This window comes from Methylomonas sp. (genome assembly GCF_023228165.1).
Lineage (GTDB): Bacteria > Pseudomonadota > Gammaproteobacteria > Methylococcales > Methylomonadaceae > Methylomonas.
In genome coordinates this window covers 37,048-50,795 of the sequence record NZ_JALOBS010000021.1, presented here as the reverse complement: position 1 = coordinate 50,795, position 13,748 = coordinate 37,048, and the positions used below count along the sequence as shown (strand labels likewise).

Here is a 13,748-nt window from a genome sequence, read left to right as displayed (position 1 = left end):
TAGGTGCTTGGATTGCATTTAGGCAACATGGGCCGGCATCTTTATTCATCCCATTCTTCGTCAGCCATCTCTTCAAAACGGCTGTTATCTTTACCGGTTTTTTGTTTGAAGATGCGTTCCAGCAGCGGCGACATGGTCCCGGTAATTTCTTTTTGTAACTCGGTAATGATTTCATCAATATCGGGGCCGCCTTTAACGATTACAGGATGAGCGCCCAATTTGATCAACTCATTTGTCGCAGTACCGCCGACAGAGCCGCAATAAACCATATCGCACCCCGTTAACCAGGCAAGCTTAGGCTTTAATTTGTCTTCGTTCCCGTCACGTTTTTCCTTACCAAACGACTTAACCGCCAATAGCGAAGCGGTACTGCCATCAATACCATAGACATGAAACCCCAAAGACGAACCAAAATGCTGATTGACAATTTCGCCATCCGAACTTGCAAAAGCGACTATCAGCTTATTTCCATCGACTTCAAGCTCCGCAACACTATTTACATCAGCAAGCTGATTCATATGACACTCCTCAATGAATTTGGGCCAAAGAACGACCCGGGCAAGGTCTTACAATCGATTGTCTTTGACGTTGTTGATCCTGGCCTTGCGAATCCAACGGCTACGGGGCCGGATCGCTAAGTACAAACCGAGTTACTTTCGTGGCTGGTATTCCGCAACCAACACTTTAATTTTTAGTCTCATAATGTCTTTCAGCATGCGTATTTTTCGATCATGTTCCTGATGCGCAATATCGTAGATTTGTTTTCTGAGTGTTTCGTTACTATCCTCGGGCAGACTCAAGGACCATTCAGTAAAAAAGGCATCGTAGCTGTCTATCGTTTTGATCAACTCAAACCTGAGATTTTCTCTGTCTTTCCTCGGGATGGCTCTTAGTGCTTCATCGATAACCGCATCAAGATCTGATTTTTGTTGTTTGTTGGAAATGGGGAACTGGATGATTTCAGACATAAGCACCGTAAAATGATAAGCAATCGAACACAGCATTGATTTCTGCATGCTCGCTTAATTCATATTTTGCGCCAATTTTTAAGTGATTGATTAATTGATAAAAAAGGCGGCGCTTATATGTTACGTTTGCAACAAATGGGAATCTGTTGGAATGTCGATGTTTGAATGGTAACAGTTGCGCTTAATCAACTGCCGGACTCCGCTTCGAAATGGACCGGGTAAAGCCGATCCCTTGCTGACCTTGAAACTTCCGACTTTAATGGCTGCAGTAAAATGTATACCTGTCGTTCAAGTTTATTTGCAATACTTGATTGCAAGACTTGGCCCCGTCATTCCAAGAAAACAGAATTCAACCGTCGGTAACGATGAGTTGAATTGGTGCCTCGACAAATATTGCCACCTCGTTGAAAATGTGTTTGCGCGGCTCAAGCATTTCAGAGCCATTGCAACTCGATATGACAAACAGAAACGCAATTTTGAAAGCGTCATCGCTTTGGCATGTCAGTTTTTCTGCTAGGAGCTGACATTCAACGGAGGGTGTTTTTCAATTCTTCAATGTCTCTTGATGGCCGATTGTTGCTCGACGGCGAACGGTCAAGAGCAAAAGTTCAGCCGCGTTGAGATCAAGAAATTCAGCCAGGTGGGGATTCGCCTATAAACAAGGCGTAAAAAAACCGCCCATCCAGGCGGCTTTTTTATGCGGGTTTTGGCGCCCGATCAGTACGTAATTACTTCCGAACCTTTACCGACCAACACCACGTCCGCGTCACGCATCGCAAACAGGCCGTTGGTGATCACGCCCGGGATATTGTTGATGGATTGCTCCATGCCGACCGGGTCGACAATGCTTAGATTGTAGACATCCAGAATTTCGCAGCCGTTGTCGGTGATGTAAGGTTGGCCGGTGTCCTTGTTCATGCGTAACTCAGGCGTGCCGCCCAATTTAGCCAGCTGTCTGGCCACGAAGCTGCGCGATAAAGGCAGTACTTCGACCGGTAACGGGAATTTGCCCATTACATCCACGCATTTGCTTTCGTCGACGATACAAACGAATTTTTTGCTGGCGCCGGCGATGATTTTCTCGCGGGTCAAGGCGCCGCCGCCACCTTTCAGCATTTTTCTGTGCGGGGTGACTTCATCGGCGCCGTCCACATACACTTCCAAATCGCCGGATTGGTTCAATTCCAATACTTTGATGCCGATGGATTGCAAATGTTCGGTGGTTTTGATCGAGCTGGAAACAGCCGCTTCGATATCGTGTTTAAAATCGCAGTCGGCCAGTTGATTGATCAAGTGGGTAACGGTGGAGCCGGTACCCATGCCGATGACAGGCACATTTTTCAGATATTGCAGAGCCGCTGCCGCTACTTGTTTTTTTAATTCATCTTGGGTCATTGTTTTTATTCCTGATGAGGGGTTGCTTGAATCGGCCGCGACGATGCTGTCGCGTATGTGTGGGATAATAACCGATTAAAGCCAATCTCTCAGCAGTTTTTGCGCGGGCAGGGATGTGGAGACTTTACCGTTTAGGCGACATGGGGCAATGGTGATAGCCAGTGCCGAGGACAAGCATGCATCAGTACATCGAAAAAATATTACGGGCCAAAGTGTATGACGTGGCGGAAGAAACGCCGCTGGATTTTGCTTCCGGTCTGTCTGATCGGCTGGAAAACCGGATTTATTTAAAACGCGAAGATTTGCAGCCGGTATTTTCGTTCAAACTGCGCGGGGCTTATAACAAAATGGCCACCCTGACCGAGGAGCAGGCCGCTAGAGGCGTGATTGCCGCCTCTGCCGGTAACCATGCGCAAGGCGTGGCGCTGGCGGCGAAAAAGTTGGGTATCAAGGCCTTGATTGTGATGCCGAAAACCACGCCGGAAATCAAGGTCAAATCCGTCAAGGCCCGTGGCGCTAAAATCGTGCTGCATGGCGATTCTTACGATGATGCCTATGCGCATGCCCAGGAGATTGTCGCCGAGAAAGGTCTGGTGTTCATTCATCCGTATGACGACCCGGAGGTGATTGCCGGCCAGGGTACGGTGGGGATGGAAATTCTACGCCAGCATAATGGCGATATACACGCCATTTTCGTGCCGGTGGGCGGCGGCGGGCTGGTGGCGGGGATTGCCGCCTATGTGAAATTCGTGCGTCCCGAGGTTAAAATCATTGCCGTGGAACCGGACGATGCGGATTGTTTGAATCAGGCCTTGAAGGCTCAAAAGCGGGTTGAGTTAGCGCAAGTCGGCCTGTTCGCCGACGGCGTGGCGGTCAAACAAATCGGCGCGGAGCCGTTCCGTATCGCCCGGCAACATGTGGATGCAGTGGTGACCGTCAGTACCGACGAGATTTGCGCGGCCATCAAAGATATATTCGACGACACCCGTTCGGTAGCGGAACCTGCCGGCGCGTTAGCGGTGGCCGGCATGAAAAAATATGTCGATCTATATGCCATACGCCAGCAAACCCTGATCGCCATCGACAGCGGCGCCAATATGAATTTCGACCGGTTGCGCTATGTGGCCGAGCGTACTTTGGTGGGCGAACACCGGGAAATATTGCTGGCGGTGGCGATTCCGGAGGAGCCCGGCAGTTTTTTAAAGTTTTGCAAAAAACTGGGTAAACGCAGTGTTACCGAATTCAATTATCGCTATTTCGATGCTAGCATGGCACAGGTATTTGTCGGCATTACGAGCAGTGGCGTGGAAGGTGACCGTGAGCAATTGATCGAGCATTTGCAGGCGGATGACTTTTTAGTCACGGACATGACCGTTAACGAACTGGCCAAGGACCATATTCGCCACATGGTAGGGGGGCATGGCCCCAATAATTTGAACGAGCGTGTTTACAGCGTGGAATTTCCGGAACGACCGGGGGCTTTGTTGACGTTTTTACAGTCTTTGGGCAGTCAATGGAACATCAGCTTGTTTCATTATCGTAATCATGGCGCGGCATTCGGCAAGGTTTTGATCGGTATGCAAATGGCCGATGCGGAGTCCGAAGCATTCGAACAATGTCTGTACGGCTTGGGGTTGGTGTTTCAACAGGAAACCGCTAACCCCGCCTACCGCCTGTTTGCGGGCGGTAGCGCTAAATAATCCAGCCGGCGGGCGATTATGTAAAGCGCCTGCTGCTGCGGTTCGAGAAAGCTGGCAAACCTCGTTTATGTATGTCTTTCGCACTTCAAATTTCGGCGCCTGATTTCCCTCGCCTCCGGGTGAGGGTGGCCAGAAACCGGCAATCAAATGCGAGGGTTATAATGTAATGTAATTCTGCGTGCCTTTCCGGTTCCAGCTGGATAAACTGCAAACGTAGCGAGTCTTCAAACTATTGCGGCGGTCTATTGCTTATGACGATCTGCTATTGGCCTATTTATGGTGTGTACTGATGATGGGGTGTAGAAAGCCCCAGCTGTTCCTGTGCCTTGGGGTCAACCTCCGGGTTGGTTATGAACCTTGCTTGCCGGCCAGGGACGGGCGGATTATTGAGTTGATCTACACTACCGAAAGCCTCCGCGCTTTAGGCAACGGCTTGCTGCAGGCGGTTGATGTCGATACCTTGACGGTGTGCGCACCTTGGAATAACTGGACCGCCCGGTCGACATTGGAGCAGGCATGAGTCGGAAAATATTGTTTGCCGTATCGCCACGGTTTTTAGTGCCCATGCTGTTTGCCTCGGCCGCGGCGCTGGCGATTGGCGTCAACTATCGGTTACAGGTTAAACAATGCGCGGAAGCGATTCAGTCTAGCGAGCAAAAACGTCTGCGGGAGTATTTAGGCATGGAGCGGACTGTTCTGGAGCGGGAATGGGAGCTGAATGATTTAGCACGGGTGCGCCGGCTGGTTTCCGGTTTGCCTTTACTGAGCGGGGTTACGCATGCCTGGTTGATCGACGAAACCGGGCGTGTTGTGGCCGCCTTATCCGGGGCCGAACTTGGTCAATCGGTGGCAACGATCCTGGCTAAACAATCCGCAGGCTTACGCAATACCATTCTGGATGTAAAATTTATTTGGCATCCCGAGGTTCATATTCATCCTATCCAAGGTGAGCGGGCATTGTTGGGAGCGGTCGGCATTCAGCCGAATCTGCGCTTGCTGGTGCGCCTGGATTTACAGCCCGCCCTGGCCGAACAGTCGGCGGTGGGACGCCAGCATTTAATTCGCCAGGCCGGCGTCATTGTTGTGTTGACGATAGCGCTCGGCAGTTTATTGCACTTTTTATGGTTTCGCCGCGCGGCGCATCTCAACGCCACGGCTATTGCCATGGGCGGGGGCAATTTAGAGTTGCGCGCGCGGATGGAGGGTGGCGACGAACTGGCCAGCATTGGTGCGGCATTGGACAGTCTGGCCGACGATCAACAACGTTGTCAGGCGGAATTACGCCAGCTGGTGAGTAAACTGGAGACCATCGCCAATGCTTCGCCGGTGTTGTTTTGGTCTTCCAGACCGGATAAAGGCGGCAAGTGGTTCAATCGGCGCTGGTTGGATTTTACCGGGATCGGCATCGAGCAAGCGCAAGGCGTCGGCTGGTTGGAGAGTATTCACCCCGACGACGTAGAAAATTTTTGGGCCGAGTACGTCGCTGCATTCGAGCTGCGCCAGCCGTTTTCCCTGGAATACCGGCTGCGCCGTCAGGACGGTAACTACCGTTGGGTGCTTAATCACGGCATGCCTCGCTACGATGCCGACGGCAATTTCATGGGTTACATCGGTTCCTGTCTGGATATTACCAGGCAAAAACAACTAAACCAGCAGCTTGCCGCCGGCGAGGCTTATTATCGTAATTTGTTTGAACAGAACCCGGCGCCAATGTTGATATTCGCACGGGACGACTTGCAGCTGCTGTCGGTTAACCAAGCGTTTTTGGAACACTACGGCTACAGCCTGGAGGAAGCGCTCTCGCTGAAGTTGCCGGATTTATATCCGGAATCCGAAAAATCAGCTTTGATGAGTTTGGCGCGACAAACCCATTGGCAAAGCTCCAATGGGGAATGGCATCACCGTAAACATAATGGCGAATTTATGGATGTCGAAGTTCATTCCAACGCTTTGATGTATGCCGGCCGGGACTGCAAAGTAACCGTGGCTGTCGATATCACCGAACATAAACGCGCGGAACTGATTTTGCAGCAACGTAATGAAGAACTGGAGCGCTTTAACGTGGCTTCGGCGGATCGGGAGCTGGTGATGATCGATTTGAAGCGGCAGGTCAATGCCTTAGCGGAGCAATTGGGTCAGCCTCGGCCTTACGATTTGAGCTTTACCGCGGAAGTGTCCCTTCCGCGCGAAGTGGGTAAATCCTGATGAATATCGGCAGTCGTCAGTCTTATATCGTCCTGGCCTGTCTGGCTTATATAGGTCTGGCGTTGGTATGGATTTTACTTTCCGACCAATGGCTGGCCTCGATTATGGATCTGGAATCCGTGGTCTGGTTGTCGTCCGCCAAGGGGGTGTTCTTTGTGCTGGTAAGCGGTATTGGGTTTTATTTTGTCTTGCAGGGCGTGCCTTCCGCCGTTGCGGAAAAGGCGGCTCATTCTTCTTTGTCGGATATTTTGGCGGTACACCGCATACCGCGCTGGCTGACATATGCGCTGGCGATATTATTAATCGTCTCGATACAAATTGTTTATTTCCGGATAAGCCCTATTTTTGATAATGCGCCTTTACTGATTCTGTTTATGTTGCCGGTGATTCTCGCCGCGCTGCTAGGTGGTTTAGGGCCAGGCTTGATTGCCACTTTTGCGGCTGCCGCCGCTACTGCATATAACATTCGGCCGGTGGGATATTTTGCGATTGAAAGTGTTCTTAATGTGTTTCATTGGGGCTTACTGATTTTAAATGGACTTACGATCAGCTTGATCAGTGAAGCCATGTATTCGTCCAGACAGAGGGAGGTCAGGCGTCGGCTGCAGCTGGAAAAGACCTCAAGGGAACTAGGCGCCAGCGAAGCGCAATTCAGGCGCCTATTTCAGGAGGCGCCGCTGGGCATGGCGCTAGTGGACAGCGCCGGAGGAATTCCGGCCCAAAATGCCCGATTTGAGGCCTTGTTTGGTTATCCCAAGTCTGAATTGAACAGTTTGGCGGACTGGTGGCCCAAGGCCTACCCCGACCCCGTATATCGCGAACAAGTAAAAGCGGATTGGGGCGTTGCGTTGAGGAGGTCGGCCAAGAGTAAAGGGGATACGCAAGGTCGTGAATACCGGGTGGTTTGCAAAGACGGCTCTGAAAGGACCGTGCAAGTTTATGGCATTTCCTTGCTCGACGGTATGTTGTTTATGTTTTTAGATGTAACCGAATCCAGAAAGGCCGAACAACGGCTTAAGCTATGGACGGAATCGTTCGAGCGTGCTCAGGTAGGACTGATTATTTCGGATGCGCAGAACAATACTATTAGCTCGGTCAATCCGGCGTTTGCCCAACAACGGGGTTATAGCTGCGATGAAATGATAGGCATGCACTTATCCCGGCTTTTTCCCGCGGAGCGTCTGGAGGATATTCGCTATCAGCTGCAAGCCTTGAATGAAAGCCCTCATGAGGTGTTCGAAACCGAACATGTGCGCAAGGATGGCAGGCGTTTTCCGGTATTAATCGATATTTCGGTACTTCGAAACCAACAGCAACGGCCGATCAACCGGGTTGCCTTTGTGATCGATTTGACGGAACGTAAGCGGGCGGAGCAGGCTTTAGCTGCCGTTCAGGCGCATTCCGACAATCAACAGGCCAGAGCCAGGTTAGCCATTCTTAACCAAATGCAAGATGCCAATGATGCACGGCTGAGATCCGAAACCGCCTTGGCGGCTCTGAAGGAGAGCGAGTCCCGCATCAAACTTTTTATCGACTATGCGCCGGCGTCATTAGCCATGTTCGATCGCGATATGCGCTATTTGGCTTGCAGTCGCCGCTGGCTGGACGATTATCAGTTGGGTGATCGGGAGCTGTTCGGCTTGAGCCATTACGCGGTCTTCCCTGAAATTAGCGAAAACTGGAAAGACATCCATCGGCGCGGCATGGCGGGCGAGATTATTCGCGTCGACGAGGATCGCTTCATACGGCGGGATGGCCAGGCGCAATGGCTGCGCTGGGAAGTAAGACCCTGGTATCTCGAAGGCGGCGAGGTGGGCGGTATTGTGATTTTTACCGAAGATATTACCGCGCGGCTTATTGCCAAACAAGCGTTACGCAACAGCGAAGCCCGCCTGAGAGTCTTGATAGGTACCATTCCGGATCTGATCTGCCTAAAGGATTTGAGCGGTGTTTATCTATTATGTAATCCGGTTTTGGAAAAGCTGATCGGCAAACGGGAAGCCGATATTCTCGGTCATACCGACTACGATCTTTTTGATGCCGAACAGGCTGACTTTTTTCGCGGCAATGACCGTCTCGCCCTGGAAGCCGCCGGTCCGGTTATCAATGAAGAATGGCTGACATTTGCCGAGGGCGGTTATCGCGGCTTATTCCAAACCGTGAAGACTTCGGTAGCGAATGCGGAGGGTCAGGTTATTGGTATACTTGCCATTTCCCGGGACATTACCCAATTACGCCAGGCGGAACAGAACTTGCGTGCCATCAATTCCAATTTGGAAGCGCGGGTAGCCGAGCGGACGGCGGAACTTGAAGCCATTAACCAGTCGCTGGAAAGTTTCGTGTATTCGGTTTCCCATGATTTGAAAGCGCCGTTACGGGGTATAGAAGGTTACAGCCAGTTGCTCGCGGAGGATTATGGCCAAGCCTTAGACGATGACGGGCGTTTTTTTATTGCCAATATCCGGGCCGGCGTGGAACGGATGGGTGCGTTGATTGATGATTTATTGGCCTATTCCCGGATGGAGCGCCGTAAATTAGCGAGTCAGCGGCTGGATTTGGTCGCTTTGGTTGAGCAAGCTTTACGGGAAAAGGCCGATGACATTGCTGTAAGAGATGTTGAAATCGTAACCGATTTGTCGCCGGTTTGGGTGCAAGGGGACATTAACGGTTTGAGCCTGGCGTTACGCAATTTGCTGGAAAATGCACTTAAATTCAGCGCTAAGACTGTGCGGCCGCGTATTGAAGTCAGTTTCCGGCTGGAGGGCGACAATGTGGTTGTGCAAATCGCCGATAATGGTATCGGATTCGATATGATGTACCATGATCAAATATTTGAAATTTTTCAGCGCTTGCACCGACAAGAAGACTATCCCGGTACCGGCATCGGCTTGGCCTTGGTCAGAAAGGCCATGCAGCGTATGGGGGGAAGTGTTTGGGCGGAAAGTGCGCCCGGGCAGGGCGCCCGCTTTTATGTGCAACTGCCGGTAGCCCGGCCGGATGAATGATTCCATAACCCATTGGTTAGATCAAGTAAGCGATAAATACTCCCCTTTTTTTATAAGGACCCGCGAATATGATTGTGTACCCGCCAATTCTGCTTGTCGAAGATAATCCCGTCGATGTCGATTTAACCTTGCGGGCGTTCAAGCGCCGCAAATTGGCCAATGAAGTATTGGTGGCGCGTGACGGCGAGGAAGCGTTGGCCTGGATTCCGCGCTGGGAAGCCGGCGAGGAGCGGCCGGCGGTTATTTTGCTGGATTTAAAAATGCCGCGTGTGGATGGTTTAAGCGTACTGCGTGCATTGAAAGCGCATCCTTTGTTACGCAGTATCCCGGTGGTGATATTGACCACCTCCAAGGAAGATAAAGATGTAATGACTGCATACGAGTTAGGGGCCAATTCCTACATCGTTAAACCGGTAGAGTTCGATAATTTCATGGATGTCGTCCAACAAATCGAACTGTATTGGTGTGTTTTTAATGAAAAGCCTCGCTAGTAACGGAGCCGGCGTGTTTGCTCTCCCAACGTTATTTCAATGTGTCCGCAATCCCGGTCGTTGCTTATTCGGCGCTAACGCATGAATATATCCAATATGAAAGTATTGTATATCGAAGACTCGGCGAACGATGCGGACCTGACCCGGCGCGTATTACATAAATTTGCCCCCGGGATAACGCTGGATGTTGCTACCGGCTTGACGGAAGGCTTGCTTAAACTTACTGAACCCAAGCGTTACGATTTGCTGTTGTCGGATTTGGCGCTTCCGGACGGAAATGGGCTGGATGCGTTAGCTTACGTGCGCGAAAAGCAATTGCCCTTGGCGGTGGTCATGCTGACCGGTTCCGGCGATCAGGAAGCGGCTATTGCGGCTCTTAAGGCTGGTGCCGACGATTATCTGGTCAAACGGGACGGTTATTTAAGCAAATTGCCGGCCTCGCTGGAGCTGGCCATGACGCGTTTTCGCGAGCATGCCGACCGCAATCACCGGATACTCAAAGTGCTGCAAGTCGAACATGATGCGTTCGATGCCGACTTGACTCGTCGGCATTTAGCGCAGCACGCGCCTCATATCCGTCTCACCCAGGTTGCCACCGCCCAAGATGCGTTACAACTTATTGACGAGGCCGGTAACGGCCCGCTCAATTTTGACGTGATACTAACCGATTATCGCCTCCCCGGCATGGACGGTCTGGAATTGACCAAAATATTGCGCGAGGAGAGCGGTTTGGATGTGGCCATTGTGCTGGTTTCCGGGCAAGGTAGCGAAGATGTGGCCGCGCGGGCGCTACATTTGGGCGTGGACGATTACCTGGTCAAACACGAGGGCTATCTCTACGAATTGCCCGCAACGCTGGAAAAAGTGGCTCATCAGTTTGAGTTGAATCGTGAAAGGGTGGTGTTAAAACAGACCACTAAACGCTTGTCGCGGGTGTTGGAGGCCAGCCCCACCATTTTATACAACCTGCTTTTTTTCGAGCAAAACTGGGTGACTAGCTGGGTCAGTGACAACATCATACGCCAGTTGGGTTATACCCCGGACCAGGCCATGCAACCCGGCTGGTGGCAGGCCCATTTGCACAACGACGATCAACAACAGGTAACGGCTAGCCATACCAGGCTGATGGCAAACGACCACCTGATACACGAATACCGGTTTAGTCATGCGGATGGCCATTGGCTATGGATACGCGACGAACTAAGACTGCTGCGGGATAGCAGTGGTCAGCCTTGCGAAATTGTCGGTGCCTGGCTGGATGTCAGCGAACATAAGCGCAGCGAAGCTTTGCGGCTAGCCCGGCAGTCGGCGCTGGATAGAATTGTCGCCAACCAATCGTTGCCAGTGATTTTGGATGACATTGCCCGACGGGTTGAAGCTACTTACCCGGATATGCGGGTTTCCATTTTATTGATCGATACGCTTACCGGCAGGCTGACCCATGGCGCCGCGCCGAGCCTTCCGGATTTTTACAATCAAGCGGTCGAGCAGTTGGAACCCAAAATAGGCCATGGTTCTTGCGGAACCGCCGCCAAACTCGGCGAACCGGTTATCGTGGCCGATATCGAGCAGCACCCTTATTGGGTCGACTACCTGGATTTGACCCGGCGGGCGGGATTCGGCGCTTGTTGGTCGGTACCATTCAAGGATGAGGCCGGGCGCGTTTTGGGCACATTCGGGATTTATCACAATACCAAACGGGAACCTACGCCCGGACAGCTTGAACTGATAGACGAATTTACCCGCATTACGGCGCTGGCGGTGCAAAAAGTACGCGCCACGGATACTTTGCGCCAAGCGGCCGCGGTTTTCGATTCGACCCGCGAAGGTATTTTGATTGCCGATCTAAAACATCGCATCGTAGCCATTAACCGTGCCTATACGGAAATTACCGGCTATAGCGAAGCCGATGCGTTAGGTAAAAACCCTAACTTCTCAAAATCGGGCCGCCATGATAGTGCTTTTTACCAACTACTCTGGTCCGAGCTGTCGGCGACGGGCCACTGGCAGGGCGAAATTTGGAACCGGCGTAAAAATGGTGAATTTTATCCGCAGTGGCTGACTATCAATACCGTATATGACCAACAGGGCTTGGCTTGCCAGTATGTCGGCGTATTCAGCGACATATCGCAAATCAAGGAGTCCGAGGCCCGTCTGGAACGCTTGGCGCATTTCGACCCGTTAACCAACTTGCCTAATCGGTTGCTGGTGCAATCGCGTCTGCGGCATGCGGTCGAGCATGCCGAACGGCACGGACATAGGGTGGCGGTGCTGTATCTGGATATGGACAGGTTTAAAACAGTCAATGATAGTTTGGGGCATCCTAGTGGGGATGAGTTATTGCATCTGTTGGCTATTCGGTTGAGCGAGCGTTTACGGGATGAAGATACCTTGGCCCGCCTGGCGGGCGATGAATTTTTACTGGTATTGGAGCATATCGAGGCAGCCGAAACGGCCGCCACGGTGGCGCAAGCCATGATCGATTTGTTGCTGCCGCCGTTTCATTTGAACGGCGGACAAGAAATTTATCTCGGCGTGAGCATCGGTATCAGCCTGTATCCGGACGATGCCGGCGATGTCACCGAATTGATACAGCATGCCGACATGGCTATGTATCTGGCGAAACAGGAAGGCCGCAACACCTTTCGCTTCCACACCCAGGCGTTGAGTAGCGCGGCCAGCGAAAGACTTAACCTGGAAACCCGTTTACGCAGGGCCCTCGCCGACGAAGAATTTGTGCTGCATTATCAGTTGTTGATAGATGCCCGTGATGAGTCTGCCGTGGGCGTCGAAGCGCTGGTGCGGTGGCAGCCGCCGGGAGAGGCCATCGTGTCGCCGGGAAAATTTATCCCGATTGCCGAAGAAACCGGGCTGATCGTACCGTTGGGTGAGTGGGTGCTACGCAGCGCCTGCAAACAGGGAAAGGCCTGGATCGATGCCGGCTTGCCGGCCATGATCATGGCGGTGAATTTGTCGGTGCGGCAGTTTCAGTCGGTCGATGTGGTGGAATTGGTCAGCCAGGTGTTGGCGGACAGCGGTTTTCCGGCGGATTATCTGGAGCTGGAGTTGACCGAAGGTATGTTGATGGACGATGCCAAGCAGTCCATTGCCACCTTGAACGCCTTAAAAGAGCTTGGCGTCCGGCTGTCCATCGACGATTTTGGTACGGGGTATTCTTCTTTGGCGTATTTGAAACGTTTTCCGATCGATAAACTAAAAATCGATCAAAGCTTTGTGCGGGGGCTCTTCGAGGATTTGAACGACAGGGAAATTACCGCCACCATTATCGCCATGTCGCGCGTTTTAAAACTGGCTGTATTGGCCGAGGGCGTGGAAACCGAGCAGCAATTGGCCTTCTTGCGGGAAAACGGCTGCGATTATTACCAGGGTTATTGGTTTCATAAACCGGAACCCGCCGCCGATGTGGAAAAGCGCCTGATCGAACGTTTTTCAGGCTAATCGGGTTATTTCAGGCCCAAGATAAAATCCCATTGTTGTTGGGTGATCGGCATGATCGATAAACGGTTGCCGCGTCTGACCAAGGCCAGTTCGGCCAACGCCTGTTGCGGTTTTAGTTCCTGCAGACTGATGGTGCGTTGCAGTTTACGCACAAATTTTACGTCGACCATATACCAAGTAGGTTGGTCCGGATTGCTTTTCGGATCGAAATGTTGGTCGTCGGGATTGAAGGCGGTGAAATCCGGATAGCTTTCCTTGGCGACTTCGGCGATGCCGACAATGCCCGGCAGCTGGCAATTGGAGTGGTAAAAAAAGATCAGGTCTCCGACTTTCATCTGGTCGCGCATCATATTGCGGGCCTGATAATTACGCACGCCGTCCCAATGTTCGGTTTGCCGGGGACGTTCGGCCAGGTCGTCGATACTGAAGGCTTCGGGTTCGGATTTCATCAGCCAGTACTGCATAAAAACTCCAGGGTGGGTTTGATTAGTGTCGTAGCATAGCATTTCAGGTCGTGCCCGAAAC

The 13,748-nt window shown here is 51.9% G+C and carries 10 protein-coding genes and 1 pseudogene; 7 read left to right on the top strand and 4 right to left on the bottom strand.

Translation table 11 applies throughout. The annotated features are described in order from the left end of the window. Positions 1 to 41: 41 nt before the first annotated feature. Positions 42 to 518 (bottom strand): NifB/NifX family molybdenum-iron cluster-binding protein, encoded by a 477-nt coding sequence (locus M0R33_RS15900; RefSeq protein ID WP_292571339.1) that lies wholly within the window; start codon positions 516 to 518, stop codon positions 42 to 44. 132 nt (positions 519 to 650) lie between these two features. Next, positions 651 to 968 carry a hypothetical protein gene (locus M0R33_RS15895; RefSeq protein WP_292571337.1) on the bottom strand — a complete coding sequence of 106 codons (318 nt, stop codon included), beginning with the start codon at positions 966 to 968 and terminating at the stop codon, positions 651 to 653. A 325-nt stretch (positions 969 to 1,293) separates the two neighbouring features. Here M0R33_RS15895 and M0R33_RS15890 point away from each other — a divergent pair. Continuing rightward, positions 1,294 to 1,485: pseudogene (locus M0R33_RS15890) on the top strand (IS5/IS1182 family transposase); the annotation flags it as partial. A gap of 200 nt (positions 1,486 to 1,685) precedes the next feature. Here the strand turns inward: M0R33_RS15890 and rpiA are convergent. After that, positions 1,686 to 2,363, bottom strand: coding sequence for a ribose-5-phosphate isomerase RpiA (gene rpiA, locus M0R33_RS15885; RefSeq protein ID WP_292571334.1), 678 nt, complete (start codon positions 2,361 to 2,363; stop codon positions 1,686 to 1,688). A gap of 176 nt (positions 2,364 to 2,539) precedes the next feature. Between rpiA and ilvA the strand changes: the two genes are divergently transcribed. The 6 genes from ilvA to M0R33_RS15855 all read left to right on the top strand — a co-directional run bounded on the left by ilvA (position 2,540) and on the right by M0R33_RS15855 (position 13,223). Further along, positions 2,540 to 4,063 carry a threonine ammonia-lyase, biosynthetic gene (gene ilvA / locus M0R33_RS15880; protein ID WP_292571332.1) on the top strand — a complete coding sequence of 508 codons (1,524 nt, stop codon included), beginning with the start codon at positions 2,540 to 2,542 and terminating at the stop codon, positions 4,061 to 4,063. A gap of 289 nt (positions 4,064 to 4,352) precedes the next feature. Continuing rightward, positions 4,353 to 4,583 (top strand): hypothetical protein, encoded by a 231-nt coding sequence (locus M0R33_RS15875; protein ID WP_292571329.1) that lies wholly within the window; start codon positions 4,353 to 4,355, stop codon positions 4,581 to 4,583. Next, positions 4,580 to 6,268: a PAS domain S-box protein gene (locus tag M0R33_RS15870; RefSeq protein WP_292571326.1), complete on the top strand. Its 1,689-nt coding sequence runs from the start codon at positions 4,580 to 4,582 to the stop codon at positions 6,266 to 6,268. Before M0R33_RS15875 ends, M0R33_RS15870 begins: the two co-directional genes overlap by 4 nt. Beyond that, positions 6,268 to 9,273 (top strand): PAS domain S-box protein, encoded by a 3,006-nt coding sequence (locus M0R33_RS15865; protein ID WP_292571323.1) that lies wholly within the window; start codon positions 6,268 to 6,270, stop codon positions 9,271 to 9,273. Before M0R33_RS15870 ends, M0R33_RS15865 begins: the two co-directional genes overlap by 1 nt. A 68-nt stretch (positions 9,274 to 9,341) precedes the next feature. Beyond that, entirely contained in the window at positions 9,342 to 9,764 is a 423-nt protein-coding gene (locus M0R33_RS15860) for a response regulator (protein ID WP_292571320.1), read from the top strand. An 81-nt stretch (positions 9,765 to 9,845) separates the two neighbouring features. Then, positions 9,846 to 13,223, top strand: a complete 3,378-nt coding sequence (locus M0R33_RS15855; protein WP_292571317.1) for an EAL domain-containing protein — start codon at positions 9,846 to 9,848, stop codon at positions 13,221 to 13,223. Positions 13,224 to 13,228: 5 nt separating this feature from the next. Here the strand turns inward: M0R33_RS15855 and M0R33_RS15850 are convergent, their stop codons facing one another. Beyond that, positions 13,229 to 13,687 carry an EVE domain-containing protein gene (locus tag M0R33_RS15850; RefSeq protein ID WP_292571314.1) on the bottom strand — a complete coding sequence of 153 codons (459 nt, stop codon included), beginning with the start codon at positions 13,685 to 13,687 and terminating at the stop codon, positions 13,229 to 13,231. Between the last annotated feature and the right edge of the window lie 61 nt (positions 13,688 to 13,748).

Excerpts from the sequence above, each read along its gene's own strand:
- M0R33_RS15900 (WP_292571339.1), bottom strand. The coding sequence starts at position 518 with ATGAATCAGCTTGCTGATGTAAATAGTGTTGCGGAGCTTGAAGTCGAT.
- M0R33_RS15895 (WP_292571337.1), bottom strand. The coding sequence starts at position 968 with ATGTCTGAAATCATCCAGTTCCCCATTTCCAACAAACAACAAAAATCA.
- rpiA (WP_292571334.1), bottom strand. The coding sequence starts at position 2,363 with ATGACCCAAGATGAATTAAAAAAACAAGTAGCGGCAGCGGCTCTGCAA.
- ilvA (WP_292571332.1), top strand. The coding sequence starts at position 2,540 with ATGCATCAGTACATCGAAAAAATATTACGGGCCAAAGTGTATGACGTG.
- M0R33_RS15875 (WP_292571329.1), top strand. The coding sequence starts at position 4,353 with ATGATGGGGTGTAGAAAGCCCCAGCTGTTCCTGTGCCTTGGGGTCAAC.
- M0R33_RS15870 (WP_292571326.1), top strand. The coding sequence starts at position 4,580 with ATGAGTCGGAAAATATTGTTTGCCGTATCGCCACGGTTTTTAGTGCCC.
- M0R33_RS15865 (WP_292571323.1), top strand. The coding sequence starts at position 6,268 with ATGAATATCGGCAGTCGTCAGTCTTATATCGTCCTGGCCTGTCTGGCT.
- M0R33_RS15860 (WP_292571320.1), top strand. The coding sequence starts at position 9,342 with ATGATTGTGTACCCGCCAATTCTGCTTGTCGAAGATAATCCCGTCGAT.
- M0R33_RS15855 (WP_292571317.1), top strand. The coding sequence starts at position 9,846 with ATGAATATATCCAATATGAAAGTATTGTATATCGAAGACTCGGCGAAC.
- M0R33_RS15850 (WP_292571314.1), bottom strand. The coding sequence starts at position 13,687 with ATGCAGTACTGGCTGATGAAATCCGAACCCGAAGCCTTCAGTATCGAC.